The organism is Flavobacterium sp. YO64, assembly GCF_004119505.1.
In the GTDB taxonomy this organism is placed as follows: domain Bacteria; phylum Bacteroidota; class Bacteroidia; order Flavobacteriales; family Flavobacteriaceae; genus Flavobacterium; species Flavobacterium oncorhynchi.
Window position 1 is genome coordinate 149,850 of sequence record NZ_NRQV01000009.1, and the last position, 15,220, is coordinate 165,069.

At 32.4% G+C, this 15,220-nt stretch carries 20 protein-coding genes; 13 read left to right on the forward strand and 7 right to left on the reverse strand.

What is annotated here, in order from left to right:
* The first annotated feature begins 231 nt into the window (after window positions 1-231).
* The gene (locus BOW57_RS08700) at window positions 232-1,380 is read left to right on the forward strand and encodes an acyltransferase (protein ID WP_129053790.1); all 1,149 of its coding nucleotides are present in this window, start codon (window positions 232-234) and stop codon (window positions 1,378-1,380) included.
* 164 nt (window positions 1,381-1,544) lie between these two features.
* Here BOW57_RS08700 and BOW57_RS08705 read toward each other — a convergent pair whose 3' ends face one another.
* Both BOW57_RS08705 and BOW57_RS08710 read right to left on the reverse strand, forming a co-directional pair.
* Window positions 1,545-2,651 (reverse strand): NADH:flavin oxidoreductase, encoded by a 1,107-nt coding sequence (locus BOW57_RS08705; RefSeq protein ID WP_129053791.1) that lies wholly within the window; start codon window positions 2,649-2,651, stop codon window positions 1,545-1,547.
* Between the two features lie 6 nt (window positions 2,652-2,657).
* Window positions 2,658-2,960: a helix-turn-helix transcriptional regulator gene (locus BOW57_RS08710; protein WP_012025367.1), complete on the reverse strand. Its 303-nt coding sequence runs from the start codon at window positions 2,958-2,960 to the stop codon at window positions 2,658-2,660.
* Window positions 2,961-3,127: 167 nt separating this feature from the next.
* On the opposite strand from BOW57_RS08710, the gene BOW57_RS08715 reads away from it, so the two are divergent.
* Complete coding sequence (locus BOW57_RS08715) at window positions 3,128-3,619, forward strand: TlpA disulfide reductase family protein (RefSeq protein ID WP_129053792.1); 492 nt, start codon at window positions 3,128-3,130, stop codon at window positions 3,617-3,619.
* An 11-nt stretch (window positions 3,620-3,630) separates the two neighbouring features.
* Window positions 3,631-4,101, forward strand: a complete 471-nt coding sequence (locus BOW57_RS08720; RefSeq protein ID WP_129053793.1) for a hypothetical protein — start codon at window positions 3,631-3,633, stop codon at window positions 4,099-4,101.
* Window positions 4,102-4,147: 46 nt separating this feature from the next.
* Here BOW57_RS08720 and BOW57_RS08725 read toward each other — a convergent pair whose 3' ends face one another.
* From BOW57_RS08725 to BOW57_RS08735, 3 genes are read right to left on the reverse strand one after another with little or no spacing between them, the layout of a single operon-like run.
* A complete protein-coding gene (locus tag BOW57_RS08725; protein WP_129053794.1) occupies window positions 4,148-4,648 on the reverse strand; it encodes a hypothetical protein in 501 nt (166 codons plus the stop codon).
* Window positions 4,649-4,706: 58 nt separating this feature from the next.
* Window positions 4,707-5,573, reverse strand: coding sequence for a chromate resistance protein ChrB domain-containing protein (locus BOW57_RS08730; RefSeq protein WP_129053795.1), 867 nt, complete (start codon window positions 5,571-5,573; stop codon window positions 4,707-4,709).
* A 20-nt stretch (window positions 5,574-5,593) separates the two neighbouring features.
* Window positions 5,594-5,977 carry a hypothetical protein gene (locus BOW57_RS08735; protein WP_129053796.1) on the reverse strand — a complete coding sequence of 128 codons (384 nt, stop codon included), beginning with the start codon at window positions 5,975-5,977 and terminating at the stop codon, window positions 5,594-5,596.
* 260 nt (window positions 5,978-6,237) lie between these two features.
* Here BOW57_RS08735 and BOW57_RS08740 point away from each other — a divergent pair, with 260 nt between their 5' ends.
* The 10 genes from BOW57_RS08740 (at window position 6,238) to BOW57_RS08785 (ending at window position 13,695) form a co-directional block, all read left to right on the forward strand.
* Window positions 6,238-7,107 carry an AraC family transcriptional regulator gene (locus BOW57_RS08740; protein ID WP_129053797.1) on the forward strand — a complete coding sequence of 290 codons (870 nt, stop codon included), beginning with the start codon at window positions 6,238-6,240 and terminating at the stop codon, window positions 7,105-7,107.
* 189 nt (window positions 7,108-7,296) lie between these two features.
* A complete protein-coding gene (locus BOW57_RS08745) occupies window positions 7,297-7,713 on the forward strand; it encodes a cupin domain-containing protein (RefSeq protein WP_129053798.1) in 417 nt (138 codons plus the stop codon).
* Between the two features lie 23 nt (window positions 7,714-7,736).
* Window positions 7,737-8,150: a cupin domain-containing protein gene (locus BOW57_RS08750; RefSeq protein WP_129053799.1), complete on the forward strand. Its 414-nt coding sequence runs from the start codon at window positions 7,737-7,739 to the stop codon at window positions 8,148-8,150.
* Window positions 8,151-8,267: 117 nt separating this feature from the next.
* On the forward strand, window positions 8,268-8,678 hold the full coding sequence (locus BOW57_RS08755) for a hypothetical protein (RefSeq protein ID WP_129053800.1): 411 nt from the start codon (window positions 8,268-8,270) through the stop codon (window positions 8,676-8,678).
* Between the two features lie 85 nt (window positions 8,679-8,763).
* Complete coding sequence (locus tag BOW57_RS08760; protein ID WP_129053801.1) at window positions 8,764-9,636, forward strand: AraC family transcriptional regulator; 873 nt, start codon at window positions 8,764-8,766, stop codon at window positions 9,634-9,636.
* Between the two features lie 104 nt (window positions 9,637-9,740).
* Window positions 9,741-11,105: an amidohydrolase gene (locus BOW57_RS08765; protein ID WP_129053802.1), complete on the forward strand. Its 1,365-nt coding sequence runs from the start codon at window positions 9,741-9,743 to the stop codon at window positions 11,103-11,105.
* Between the two features lie 207 nt (window positions 11,106-11,312).
* Window positions 11,313-11,552, forward strand: coding sequence for a Rho termination factor (locus BOW57_RS08770; RefSeq protein ID WP_129053803.1), 240 nt, complete (start codon window positions 11,313-11,315; stop codon window positions 11,550-11,552).
* A 67-nt stretch (window positions 11,553-11,619) separates the two neighbouring features.
* Window positions 11,620-12,702, forward strand: a complete 1,083-nt coding sequence (locus tag BOW57_RS08775; protein ID WP_129053804.1) for a DNA topoisomerase IB — start codon at window positions 11,620-11,622, stop codon at window positions 12,700-12,702.
* A 99-nt stretch (window positions 12,703-12,801) separates the two neighbouring features.
* Window positions 12,802-12,963 (forward strand): DUF1328 family protein, encoded by a 162-nt coding sequence (locus BOW57_RS08780; protein ID WP_089055742.1) that lies wholly within the window; start codon window positions 12,802-12,804, stop codon window positions 12,961-12,963.
* Between the two features lie 84 nt (window positions 12,964-13,047).
* A complete protein-coding gene (locus BOW57_RS08785) occupies window positions 13,048-13,695 on the forward strand; it encodes a DUF5661 family protein (protein ID WP_129053805.1) in 648 nt (215 codons plus the stop codon).
* A gap of 100 nt (window positions 13,696-13,795) precedes the next feature.
* On the opposite strand, the gene BOW57_RS08790 is transcribed toward BOW57_RS08785, so the two are convergent.
* Window positions 13,796-14,314 (reverse strand): hypothetical protein, encoded by a 519-nt coding sequence (locus tag BOW57_RS08790; RefSeq protein ID WP_129053806.1) that lies wholly within the window; start codon window positions 14,312-14,314, stop codon window positions 13,796-13,798.
* A 204-nt stretch (window positions 14,315-14,518) separates the two neighbouring features.
* Window positions 14,519-15,148 carry an MCP four helix bundle domain-containing protein gene (locus tag BOW57_RS08795; protein ID WP_089055741.1) on the reverse strand — a complete coding sequence of 210 codons (630 nt, stop codon included), beginning with the start codon at window positions 15,146-15,148 and terminating at the stop codon, window positions 14,519-14,521.
* Window positions 15,149-15,220 lie beyond the last annotated feature (72 nt).

Consider the following 15,220-nt stretch of genomic DNA (forward strand, 5'->3'; position numbering starts at 1 on the left):
TGATTTTAGCTTATTCTTGGTAATTAACTTTAAGCGTCAAAAAAATAGTACGCTTTAAGCAGAGACTGAAAGATAAATATTAAGTTGTGAAATTTTTTCTTCTTATTGCAAAAAAAACGCAGAAAATTTGCAACTAAGTCAAAAACCTGTCATTCATTGTAAAAAAAAGCGCTATTTTAGCCAATGCCAAATAACATAAATTAATCTTTTAACCACAAAAAAAAGTATTTTATGAGTTCAATTTCTATTGACATTAAACCAAAAAAACATTATGAAATTTTAGACGGTTTACGAGGAGTAGCCGCAGTTCTAGTCGTTATTTTTCACATCTTTGAGGCTTTTAATGAGGGAAGCCGATTTAAACAACTTATGAATCACGGTTATTTGGCTGTTGATTTCTTTTTTCTTTTATCAGGTTTTGTTGTAGCATATGCCTATGATGATCGTTGGGGCAAGCTGACGCAATGGGAATTTTACAAGCGTCGTTTAATTCGTTTGCAGCCCATGGTAATTATGGGAATGATAATAGGGGCCATTTTCTATTATTTTCAAGCCTCAGATGTTATGTTTCCACAAATCGCAGGAATGGAAGTATGGAAAGTAATTTTAACCATGGTTATTGGTTTTACTTTATTGCCAATTCCGCCATCATTAGAAATTAGAGGATGGGGAGAAATGCATCCGCTTGATGGGCCTGCATGGTCTTTATTCTTCGAGTATATTGGTAATATTTTATACGCTTTATTCTTTCGTAAATTTTCAAATACTGTTTTATCAATCTTCGTTTTGATATTTGCAGCAATGCTTGTCAATTTAACTGTTTTTGGACCAAAAGGTGATGTTATTGGCGGCTGGTCGTTAAATCTTGAGCAAATGAATATTGGTTTTACACGTTTGTTGTATCCATTCTTTGCAGGAGTTTTATTATCACGTTTAGGAAAACTAATTCATATCAAAGGTGCTTTCTGGGTTTGCAGCCTTTTAATCATCATTATTTTCAGTATACCAAGACTTGGCGACGAAAACAGTTTGTGGATGAACGGTTTATATGAATCGTTTTGTATTATTATTTTATTTCCAATAATTGTTGCAATTGGAGCAGGAGGACAGATCACAAATCCTGTATCGCTTAAAGTGTGTAAAGCTTTAGGAGATATTTCATATCCAATTTACATTATACATTACCCATTAGTTTACTGTTATATGGCTTGGGTTGCAAATAATAAAGTTACTTTGAAAGAAGGTTACCCATTAGGAATTGTAGTTTTATTTTCGAGTATTGTAATTGCAATATTATGTTTGAAATTCTATGATGAACCAGTTCGAAATTGGCTTACAAATAAATACCAAAAGCTAAAAGTTGCTGTAGCTAATAATTAGTTTTTTAAAGGAACAAAGGCTCATAGCAGCAAAGGTTCAAAGGGACGAAAAAACTCTGTTCCTTTGAACCTTTGCAACTTTGAACCTAAAAAGAAAGGTTCAAAGGACAAAGTAAAAAACTCTGCCACTTTGAACCTTTGTAACTTTGAACCTAAACAAAAAGCTTATTCTAAAACTAATGCTCCTAAAGCTTCTTTACTGAAACCTTTTAATTGGTCTAATTTTCCTTCTTTAATTTTAGCTACCCAGTTTGGATCAGATAAAAGTGGTCTTCCAACGGCAACTAAATCAAAATCGCCTCTGTCGAAACGTCTGTTTAATTCCTCTAAAGAAGTTGGCTCAGAACTTTCACCCGCAAATGCACCAAAGAAATCACTGGAAAGTCCAACAGAACCAACTGTAATAGTTGGAGTTCCAGTTACTTTTTTAGCCCATCCTGCAAAATTCAAATCAGAACCTTCAAATTCAGGCTCCCAGAATCTGCGCTGCGAGCAGTGTAAAATATCCACACCAGCATCAACAAGAGGAGTAAGCCAAGCTTCTAATTCCTGCGGATTTTTAGCCAATTTATAGTTATAATCAGAAGGTTTAAATTGAGAAAATCTCATAATAACAGCGAAATCTTCACCAACTTGTTTTCTAATTTCTTTTACAACTTCAATCGCAAAACGATTACGTTCTGGTAATGTTTTACCGCCATAAATATCTTCACGCAAATTTGTTTCGGCTCTAAAGAATTGATCTATTAAATAACCGTGCGCACCGTGAATTTCGATAGTATCAAAACCTAATCTTTTGGCATCAGCAGCAGCTTTACCAAAAGCTAAAATTGTATCTTCAATATCTTTTTCAGACATGGCAATTCCATTTTTAAAATCTGGACGATTTAACCCAGATGGTCCTTCAAAAGGAACCGGAGGAACCCATCCAGAATGGTGATTATCCATAACGCCCATATGCCAAATTTGCGGTCCCATTTGTCCGCCGGCAGCATGAACTTCATTAATCACTTTTTTCCAGCCGTTTAAAGCCTGCTCACCGTAAAAGTGAGGTACATTTGCATCATTAGACGATGAAGGTCTGTCGATTACAGTTCCTTCAGATAATATTAAACCAACTTCACCTTCAGCTCTTTTTTGGTAGTAAGAAGCCACTGCGTCAGTTGGAACTCCATTTGGAGAAAAAGAGCGCGTCATTGGCGCCATTACGATTCGGTTTTTCAGATTTAACGTTTTTAAGTTAAATGGCGAAAACAGGTTGTTTGTACTCATAGTAATTTACAAATTAGATTGAATTAATTTACTAAGTGCTTCAAAGGCACCTTCGTTGCGTTTATAATAAGTCCATTGCCCAACACGCTTGGCTTCGATGAATCCGGCGCGTTGTAAAATAGACAAGTATTCAGATACTGTAGATTGTGTTAAGCCAGCTTTGGCTTGAATTTGTCCCACACAAACTCCGTGTTCAAATCCACCATGCTCAAGCTGTCCCGGAAAGTTTATTTCGGGTTCCTTCAGCCATTCCAGCATTTGTAGTCTAGACTTGTTAGAGAGTGCCTTAAATATTTCTATATTTTCCATGACGCAAATATATCGACTTTTCCCGATATACCAATTAAGCAAAATATTTTTAGCAAAACTTTATGACAGAGGAGAGGAAAGTGCAATAAAAAGAATCAAAAAATAATTAGAAAATTTATATTTGCTTTCTAGTTTTAAAAGCCCCAAACTACTAAACTTAATCAACTATGAAAAAAACTTTACTCGTTTCCATATTTCTATTTTGCATAATAACGGGTTCAAGAGCACAAGTTGTTGGCACTGATGTTGGCGACATTGCTCCCGAAATTGATCTTCCAGATTTAAAAGGCGATCTAGTGGCACTTTCTTCTTTAAGAGGTTCTTTAGTTTTAGTCGATTTTTGGGCATCTTGGTGCGGCCCTTGTATAAAAGAACAACCTTTGCTGCTAAAATTATACAATACATATCCTGATAAATTATCAATTTACAGTGTTTCTATGGATACTAAAAAAACGCTTTGGCAGACAGTCATAGCAAAAGGAAAATTACCTTGGGTAAATGTCAGCGATTTAAAATACTGGCAGTCTCCAGTTGTTGGCGATTATATGCTGCAATCTGTTCCGTTAAACTTTTTAGTAGATAAAAACGGAATTATATTAGCAAAAAATATTCACGGACAGGCTCTGGAAAATAAAATTAAAAGTTTGTTAGCGCCATGATACTTCATAAAATGGAATCAAACCTTTCTTTATCAGACTTTCGTACAAGATTGCAGAATAGCACCGAAATTGGCTCTTTAAAAGTGAATTTAAGCCGTTTTAGACTGTTTCCCATATTTGGTGGAGTAAAACCTTTTTACGGACTTTTTGATGACACAAGTTTTCGGTTAACAATAAATTCCGCAGCATCTCCAACAATTTTTATTGTGAGAGGAAATTATAAAAACATTAATAATAGGATTAATGTAAATTATGTTGTAGAAGAAAACAGCAAATTTCAATTACTTTGGACACAATACTCTCCAGTAGTTTTTCTAATATTCATTAATATATTTTTTCTCTTCATTGGCAGAGGCCTTAGGCGGGCAACTACAATTGTGAGTTTGTTTCTTCTTATTGTTATATTCTATTCAAGATGGAAAGAAGAAAGAAAGAGAAAAAAATTAGAGCAAAAGTTTATTAGAATTTTTGAAATTAAATGAGTCAAAAAAATAGATAAGCTTATTTCAACTTATTTTTTAAGAGGTATTAGAAAGCTATTCCAAATTGAAAACCAATCGTAAAAGAAGCGGGATGATTATTGCCAAAACGAACAGGCAGAGGAACAGCCGCAAAATAACTGCAATTGTCACTTTTTATAATGGTTTTATTTATTACAGGAGTTATACCGTATCTGCCGCTGCTTTCAAAAGCGGCTCTTCCTGCAAAAGTATAACCATGTCCTAAGGCAACCAAAACCCCGGGATGAAACAATAAATTAGTTACTTTATCGCTGTTTCCTTGTACTTTTATATTAGGAACAACTTCAAATGAAAATCCTATTTTTTGATTTTTCCAAATATTGATTCCTGTTGGAAAACCAACAGCATAATAATCTCTAAAGTTTACATTAGTTTGCTCATCGCTAAAAGTCACGATAGGATGAAGAATTCCAAAATAACCCGTAATTTTTGGATAAACAGTTTGCGAGAACGCATTGAAATTTAAAGAAAATAAAATAGCAGGAAAAAGGTGTTTGAATGAAATCATAATAGTTTTGTTAATTAAAAAACAAAACTATAGACAATGCAATTTTATAAATAGTACACTATTTACCTTTTGTATTTGAATTACTTTTAAGTGCATTTTTACGATACGAGGAAGGATTTTTTCCTGTTTGCAGTTTAAATATTCTAGTAAAGTGACTTTGATCTGAAAATCCGGTCATATAAGCTATTTCAGTTAAAGTATAAGTTGAACTCTCAATAAGGTTTATAGCTTTCTCAATTCTAAGTTTTCGGACATATTCTCCAAAGTTTAAATCTTCAAAATACTTAGAAAATTCTCTTGATAAGTAGGAAGGATTAAGCTCTAAATCATTTGAAATTTTCTTTAGATCAAAAGTAAATTGTGCATCGATTTGATCCTGAATTATGTTTTTTAATTCCTTAACCCATAAAGGTGTTTTTTGATTTGTCTTTTTCTCGGCTAAAAACTTTTTATATACTTCATGAAGCAGATTTTCAAACGGACTATTTTGAAGATGATTTTGTTTATACAAATGTTTTGCCCAGCTGTAAAGCGCATCATAAAGCTTTAGTCCTGTTTCTAATAATTCGGCATCGTTAGTAATATTATGAGAAAGCCCTGCAGAAATTGCCCAAAGTCCGGCAGCTTCTTTTGCAAGATCGTGGCGGTCAGTATCGGCGCCGCGAACAATTTTTGCCATGATTAAAACCGCAGGATCAACAATTTTATATTTTTTTATAATGTAATCAAAAGTGCATTCTTCATTATAATGGGTAAATTCTACTTCAGGAATATCAAAAGGAATTGCATCTAATTCTTTTGCTTTTTCTAAAACTTCATTAAAAGGCACATAAATAAATTCGGCATCACTATCAACAAATTTTTTGATCAGCCACGGACTGGCGATCCTGTCAATTTTTGGTCTTTCACGAGTGATCCATTTCATTACTTTTCAGAGAATTAAAACTAATCGTTATCTGCTCCGGATTTTTTAACTCCGCCAAAACTTGTTTTCATCATTTCTCTAATTTGGAATTGTGTTTTGTTTCGGGTAACACTTTTCCATTCGTCAAAATCATAAATATGAATTTGGTCTGCATACGGATTTGTAACAAAAAAAAGTCTTGATATAGAGAATTTATAATATTTTAATTCATGCGAAATGTGACGATCAGGTACAACAATAAGAATCGTATCCCAATCTAGAAAATTTTTGGGAACGTCCTCTCTTTCAGTTAATTCAAGAGATTCAAAAAAGGCAAGTATCTTTTGGTCATTATTCTTATCGATTTTTTCATCGATACGTTTAATGGCATTAAGAAGCTTTTTTTCATCTTTAATAACACTCATATAATCTTTGGTTTTTATTTTTATATAAAATTACATCAAATCAGAATCATTTTATGAAGTATAGCCAATAGAATGATTCTAAATTTTTAATAACCATTTTCATGCCATATAAAGAAGCTCTTACATATAATTTAATAACACAAACCTTACTCTGTTTTCAGCACAGTTTATTTTTAGAAAAAGCCTTTGAAAATTTCTAAGTAAGATTTGTCCAAAGAAAAACAGCTGAAAAATATATTTGATTTTCATAACTTTGCAAAATGAATAATCAAACAGAAACTCAGAGTTGCGATTTTACTTCAGATTTAAAACTTAAAGGTTTTAAAGTATATCAAATAAATGGAGATCAAAGTAAAATTCCGGTTTACAGCCGCAGGGATTTTTATAAAATTTGTATCAATACCAGTAAAAGTATCATACAATATGCTGACCGCGGAATAGAGACTGATGGAACTATTTTGTTTTTTGGTAATCCAATTATTCCGTATTCGTGGGAAACTATCTCCGAAGGTTATGAAGGTTATGCCTGTGTTTTTACAGAAGAGTTTCTAAAATCGAAAGACCGTTCGGAAACACTTCACGAATCTCCTTTGTTTAAAATAGGAGGAACGCCAATATTTTCATTAAATGCTGAGCAGAAGATTTTTATCGACTCTTTGTTTCAAAAAATGATCAAAGAATATGAAACGGATTATGTTTTTAAAGATGATCTAATGCGAAGCTACGTCAATTTGATAATTCACGAATCGATGAAAATGCAGCCCTCAGAAAACTTCTTCAAACATAAAAATGCATCTTCAAGAATTACCTCTTTATTTTTAGAGCTGCTGGAAAGACAATTTCCTATAGAGACTAAAAATGAACCGCTGACTCTAAAAACACCTCAGGATTACGCACAAAGTCTTGCTGTACACGTAAATCATTTAAATCGTTCTGTAAAAGAAGTTACCGGAAAACCAACTACAGCGCATATTACAGAGCGTATTATTGGCGAAGCAAAAGCGTTATTACAGCATACAGACTGGAGCATTTCGGATATTGGTTATTCGCTTGGATTCGAATATCCGAGTTATTTTAATAATTATTTTAAAAGACTTACGGGAACAGTTCCAAAATCATTGAGAGTCTAAATTGTTTCAATTTCTTAATTTTTTGTTTGAATATTGTTATTTTGCAAAAGCCGGCTTGAACTACTTTTGCTTTGAAATTATAGTATTAATCTTTTATCAGTTTTTAATAGACTAAATAATACTTCATAAAGCACACTCTAGCTTTCTCGATTTAGTTTTCTGATTCTGATAATTCCAAATAAGAAAATTATGAAAGCATCAGAAAATGAATTTAATACAAGTATTTTTCCAAAAGGAGACTTAGCATCTGCCGATTATTTTACAGGAAAAGCTTGGGTAAAAATGTTGGTTCCAAACGATCCAGTTTTAAATACAGCTGTTGGAAATGTAGTGTTTGAGGCTGGTGCACGAAATAACTGGCACACACATCCGGGCGGACAAATTTTAATTGTAACGCAAGGAACTGGATACTATCAAGAAGCGGGAAAGCCTATTCAGCTGCTTCAGGCGGGTGATGTAGTGAATATTCAGCCAGAAGTAAAACATTGGCACGGCGCATCACCAAACAGCGAATTTACACATATCGCCATCAGTACAAGCACTAAATCAGGAATTGTAGACTGGCTTGAACCTGTAACGGATGAAGAATACAACAGTTTTAAATAAAAATTAATCTCAAAAAATAACTTATGTCAACAAATTATACAGCTGTAATTGAAGAAGGAAAAGTACCGAATACGTATATGACGGGCGAAGTATCTTATAAAAAACAAACAAGCGAAATTCATCCTAAAAATACCATTATTAAAGAAGTAACTTTTGAACCTTGTGCCAGAAGTAAATGGCACAGCAACGCAAGTTTACATTTGCTTATCGCAACAAATGGAGTAGGCTTTTACCAAGAAAAGGGAGGTGAAATAAGAACGCTTCATAAAGATGAAGTAGTCACAATTTTACCAGGAGTAGAACATTGGTACGGCGCGACGCCTTTAAGTAAATTTTCTTATATCGCAATTATTACCGAAATTGATAAAGGTACAGGAGTTTGGCTGGAAAGTGTAAATGATGAAGAATATTATGGAACTTCAAATTATAATATTTAAAATACATTAACATTACTATTATAATTTTATAGTATTGTAAATAGAGAAAGAGTTCTGTCTTAGTAAGACAGAACTCTTTTATTTTTAGGTATATTTGATAAACTTAAATATAAATCTATGGAAATATTTATAGGTCTAGCAGGTTTAATTATAGCTTGGTTAACATATAACAAAACGTTTAATTCTAAGCCAGATGAGGAAAGAAATAACTTATTAGGGATTTTTATTGCTACACAAAAGCTTCATTTGGAAGTACAATCTATAATTCAAAAGTATATTGATGATAATGATGGCGCAAATCATCAATTATATACTAATATAACATTTCAACAGTATCTGATTGTTGCTAAGCAAGAATATGATAAAGGATTATCAGATAAAGTGTATCAAGAATTAAAAACTAATAAAAATTACACTAAAAGTAATATTGCTACTTTTCAAGACATGATTTATACGCAACATAACGCTTTATTGCAGTTTAGAAGTCAATTATTATTTTTAGAGCCTTCTAAACAAGTAGAAAATTAAAAGGGGCATAAAGAGAAAATTTTTCTTTGCTTTTTATATCCTTAAATTCTATATTTTTGAAAATCTATTACTAACCGCTTATCCTTTGACAAAACATCCAATTCCCGTTTTATCCGTAGGCAATATACTTGGAGAAGAAACTTTAGGTATTACTTTGTTTCGTCATAGTGTAAAAGGACGAAATGCATTTGAACAACCGCATAAACACGATTTTCACCTTGTATTTTTTGTCGAGAAAGGGTCAGGAATGCACAATGTCGATTTTACGCAATATGCAGTCAAGGATTATCAAGTGTATTTTGTGAGGCAGGGGCAAGTTCACAATTGGCTCTTAAATGTTGATACTACAGGTTTTCAGCTTATGCTTTCACCAGAAATTGTTAATGCATTTTCTAATTTGTCAGCGTTTCCTTTTTTTGAACAAAATGTTCCTTCCTGTCTTTCTGTAACCCAAGAACAGTTTGAAGGTTTAAAAAATCATTTGAATGAAATTGAACTAGTTTTACCTGATAATGATTTAAGCTCGAAAGAAATCGTATTGCTTCGACTGCATTTATTGCTTAAAGTATTACAAAAAGATTATTTAATTCAATTTCCACAGCACGATTCTTCGACTAAGCCAGAAAAAATGATTAAAAAATTCAATTCTTTGATAGACAATCATTTCAATGAAGAATTCTCGGTTAATTTTTATGCCGATAAGCTAAATATTACTCCCAATTATCTTAATATACTTTCTCAGAGATACTTAAAATCTCCAGCGGGAGATATTATAAAAGAGCGAACAATTCTTGAAGCAAAACGTTTGCTTACGAGTACAGATTTATCTATTAAAGAAATCGCGTATCAGCTTGGTTTTAATGACAATGGCTATTTCTCTAAAGTTTTTAAAAAATACACAGGGAAAACACCAGGCGATTTTAAAGAAAGTTATAATTTTTACCATCCTTATCCGTAATATTACAGTTGCTGTTTTAATTTCTAAACGATTTTTGCATATTCATATATTCTAGCAATTTTAGAGTATATTCTAAAATCGAACTAAAAAACAAATCATAACTTATGGAAGATAATATAATCAGCAGGAAAAAATTCTTAGGATTAGGAGCTGCTGCAACTGGAGCTGCTTTATTCTCTGGAATTGCTGGAAATGCGGCATCGCTGCCTGAAGAAACTAAAGAAAAGGTTTCAGGAGATTACCTATTGACTAATGTACGTCTAGAAGAAGGTTTTAATTACAACGAAAAAAACGAAGTTATTTCGACTAAAACTGGTTTGTACAATTTGCATATTGCTAATGGAAAGATTAAAAGTATCACTTTAGATAAACCTGCTTTAAAGCTTAAAAATGTTGATGCTAAAGGTATGCTTATGCTTCCTGGATTACGAGATATGCACATTCATATTGATAAAACATACTACGGCGGAACATGGAATGCTGCACCAAGAAAAGGGTATACAGTAAAAGATATGATAACGCTCGAACAGAAGATAATTCCGCAATTACTGCCAGATTCTCAGCGTAAAGCCGAAGAAGCGATTAAACTAATGCAAAGTCAAGGAAGTTTCTTTGCACGCTGCCAATGTAATATTGATCCTGTAAGCGGATTAAAAAGTTTGGAGCATTTGCTGGCGGCTTTGGATAATAACAAAGATAGTTTTGGCTGGGAAATTGTTGCTTTTCCGCAGCACGGAATTTTGTACTCGAAATCAGAGCCTTTATTAAGAGAAGCTGCTGCAATGGGAGTTGATTTTATTGGCGGTCTTGATCCTACAAATGTTGATGGTAATATGGAAAAATCGCTTGATGCTATGTTTCAAATTGCAATTGATACGAATAAAGGAATAGACATCCATTTGCATGAATCACCGCCGTCTGGTCAAGCAGCAATTGAATATATTATAAAGAAAACAGAGGAAAACAAACAGTTACAAGGAAAAACATACATCAGTCATGGTTTTGCTCTTGCAAGAATGGACCCAAAAGATCTAGAAAAAATAGCAGAACAAATGGGTAATCTTGGAATAGGAGTAGTGTCGACAATTCCGATTGGGAGAACGATTATGCCAATTCCAACATTAAAAAAATACGGTGTTAAATTAATGACTGGAACAGATAGTATTGTTGACCATTGGCAGCCTTTTGGAACCTGTGATATGCTTGAAAAGGCAAAATTATGCGCTCAATTATATGGGTGGACAGATGAGTTTGGCTTAAGCCGTGCGCTTCACATTGCAACAACTGATGAAGTATTGCCTTTAAACGATTCTGGAACTCGCGTTTGGCCTGCAGAAAATAATGATGCTAACTTTATTTTGGTAAAAGCAAGCTGCTCTGCCGAAGCTGTAGCTCGTTTGCCTAAAAGGGAAGGAGTATTTCATAAAGGTAAAATGATTTATGGCGGAACTGAGTTTTTGAAAAGTTAAGTTTTCCAATACTTTTCTCGACAAAAAGCTTAAACTCTCAATTTTTTAAATTGGGAGTTTTTTTTGATGGTAACTTTTAATATTCATTTTCAGGACGTTAATTTTAATTATGAAAGTAATTCTCGAAATTATATAATAGAAAAATCTTTCTTTTTGATGAATTTTGGTAAACACAATAAATTATTCATTGAATCAAATTTTTTAATCATGAAAAATCCAAGAATTAAAAACGAGGCACAATATGAAGCTCTTTTAAGAAAAGGATATAGTAAAGAGAAATCAGCACGTATTGCAAATACACCAGATGCAGGAGAAAAAGGAGGAAAAGCAAAACCATATGAGGAATGGACTAAGGAAGAACTTTATCAGCAGGCAAAAAGAGTAGGTATTTCAGGACGTTCTTCTATGAATAAGATGAATCTAATTCACTCTTTGCGTACGAACTAGAATACAAACTTTCGTTTAAATTAATATGGTGTAAAAGTTAATGTAGTCTTATATAAATAAAAAAGTTATGAATGCCTCCAAAACTCAAAAGCTTATGAATCAATTAATTCAGTCTCCAGAATTGGTTATTGAAAAATTAGATTTAGTTTATGTGAAGGATCAGAAACTACCAATTGAGAGAAGCGAAGATGAAAACGGTTTTATTTATAAAAAAAATGGAAGACAAATAAAGCTGAAAAGGGAATTAAAACGATTCAAGAGTTTGGTTTTACCACCAGCTTGGGTAGATGTTCAGATTTCAGATTTATCTAATGGGCATTTGCAAGCTGTAGGTTTAGATTTAAAAAAAAGGAAACAATATCGTTATCATCCTAAATGGAATCTCATTAGAAATCAAACTAAGTTTTATAAAATTGGAGCGTTTGGACAAAAATTGCCATTAATTAGAAAACAAGTAGATCTCGATTTAGATCAGGGAGAATGGTCTAAAAATAAAATTATTGCATTAGTAATCCGATTAATGGAAGAAACCCATATTCGAATTGGAAATGAAAAATATGCAAAGGAGAACAAATCGTACGGACTTTCGACACTGCGAAAAAGACATATCAATATCAACAAAAATACTCTTCGATTTGAATTTATCGGAAAAAAGGGAAAACAACATACTATCACAACGCGGAATAAACAATTAATTAAATTGGTTGAACGCTGTGAGGAAATTCCAGGATGGGAAGTTTTTAAATATTATAACAATAATGGAGAAAAAAAAGTGTTAGAAAGTCACATGGTAAATGAATATTTACATGCAATTTCTGATGAATTTTTTAGTGCTAAAGATTTTAGAACTTGGGTCGCTTCGGTTCTGTTTTTTGAAAGTTTAATGGAGATTGGGGTTTCATATGACGAGAAACAGATAAAGAAAAACATTACAATTGCTTATGATATAACGGCAGAAGCACTTGGAAACACAAGGAATGTATGCAAAAATTATTACGTTCATCCGCTGCTGGTTTCAACATACGAAGATGGTTCGATCCAACAATATTTTGATAAGGCTAAAAGAAGCCGAAGTACTAAGAAATACTTTTCGCGCACCGAAACAGCTTTTGCAGCATTAATAGAAAACTATCAAATCAATTTAGTTTAATAATTGATTACAAATAAACGATTTAGAGTTAATGCATCTCTTTTAAAAGCATAATATTTGAGTAACAAACAAAATCGATATTAATTAAAATTACTTATTATGTTACGATGGACAGTCATATTTATTATTCTGGCAATTATTGCAGGGATATTTGGTTTTGGGGGTATAGCCGCTGGAGCCGCTAGTATAGCAAAAATTTTATTTTTTATATTTCTGGTGCTATTTGTTATTTCGCTGGTCAGTGGACGAAAAAGCGTTTAACGGGTTATCATTAATAATTAACCAAGTAAAAACGACACATTTACCAAGGTAAATGTGTCGTTTATCATTTAAAAATATCAAATTATGGGAACTAAAAGCGGTGCTTATCAAGACGTATATATTAAAAGAGATGATGAAATGGTAAGCTTAAAAAATGATGTAACAGATTTTTGCGAAAAATACATTAAACCTGTTCATCCTAAAAATTGGAATTGGTCGACACGTGATTTTGAAAATCCTGCAAATGACCCATCAACTGCCGAAGCGCGGGCAATTGCAAATGTAGTTTACAAAGATTTACTTGATACTAAACATACCGAAGTAGATCTCTCGACAATGAATAACGTTGAAGCTATAAAAGCGTACTTGAATCCTAAAAGTAAACATGAAGCCTTTAATATGGAAGAATTTGCATTTGCTTTGAAAGTTGAACTTGAACACGGAAAAATTAAAGATGTAAATGTGACCAATAATCATCCGTTTTTGACTGCGATGATTGCTCTTGCTCATATGACAGAGAGTTTAACCTATTACAAACGCTTAAAAGTAATGGAAGCTGAAGGAGAAATTTATGAAATTATGCGAAAAATAGAAAATGCAAAAACAGGTAAAGAGGAATGGTATAAGGAATTAGGAAAAGCAGAACAAGAGCTTACCGAAGCTAGAATTGGTTTGGTTGAGCGACTGCAAAAAATGGATGATATTCCTGTACTCGAAAAAATAGGAGATTAATTAAGTTAGTTTTGTTCAATTGCAATACCAATTTTTAATCTAAATTGAATCAAAAAGCCGTTAAGTTATTTGAACTTAACGGCTTTTCTGAGTTTATAATCTAAAATTTCCTCGGATCATTATCTGGATAATTTTCATCACGATCATCTTCTTGAACATCGTCTTCAATGTATTCGCTTTCTTCGTCAAGATCATCATCATCATCGATATCTTCTAAATCATCTTCCGTTTCGGTAAAATCATCTTCAAGATTATCGATAGAATCATCACTCTGTCTATTCTCTATATCGTCTTCCGGATCTTCATCCTCTAGTTCGACCTCATAAAGATTGTCGTTATCGTCTTCTAAATCATTTTGATTATGAAAATCATCGTCTAAATCATCAAAATCATCTCTTTCATCATTCGTTATTTGGTCCGGGTTGGGCTTATTAGGATTATAGCCGTCTCTAACAGTGTAACCACGCTCTACACTGGCTTTGTTGCTGTTATCGTTTTCTTCATTATTGTTCAAATCATAAAATTCTTCATTCATAACAGTGTTTCTGCCTGAAATATTGGGATTTTGATTTTTAGAATTTCCGTTAAAAGCATCTTGATTTTTATCTGTAGTATTCATGACATTCTTTTTTATAGTTTCTATACTACAAGGTAACCTTGAAAACAACAATACTTCTTACAGAATACTTTAATGTAATTCCATAATTAACAGATGTTTATATTGTAATTTTATGATGCAAAATTATAATTTGAAGCAGATAAAATTTGCATCTTCTTATCTTACAAAAAAGACGTTAGGACTACTAAAGCGGAAAAGTGATGTTTAATTTAAACTTGGCGGTTCGGGAATTTTAATTGTTCTTTTTATTTTTTTGACTATAAGAAGATAACAAGTTACTCCACCTAGAATTATAAGCAATGCAATTTGAAGCTGACCAAGACTATTGTTTTTACTATACATTGCATTAGCGTTTGCTAATTGTGATTTTCCTTCTTGAATCTGAATTTGCGATAATGATTCTAGTGTTTTTAAAGCTTCTGCGCTCGAAACAGCAATTTTATTCCAATCTTTATTTTCTACTTGTTTATTGATCTCTTTACAAGATTTTAAAAATGTATCAAAATGTTGTTTTTCTTTATTTGTGAGAACCGTTTTGGCATACAAATCATCAATATTATGAATGATATTCAGCGTATGTATAATTTCATCTTTCTTAATATTGTCACTTAAGTCCAGTTTTTCTGCTTCTGCCTTTATAAAATGAAGTTCCTTTGAATATTGAAAAATATAATGCGCTACAACCAATCGATCATTGTAAATTGCATTGATATGTTTGTTTACATTTTTAGAATTTTGCAGCGTATTAAAATTTCCAAGTAAAATTAGCAGCATTACAATCAGCAAAACAAAGGCTGCTTTGGTTTTATTACTGTACTTCTTAAGGTCTTTCATGAAAAAGCTTTTAATCGACTAATTTACAAAATTTAATATGGTATTTTAGCAATATTGCAATTAGTTTATTTC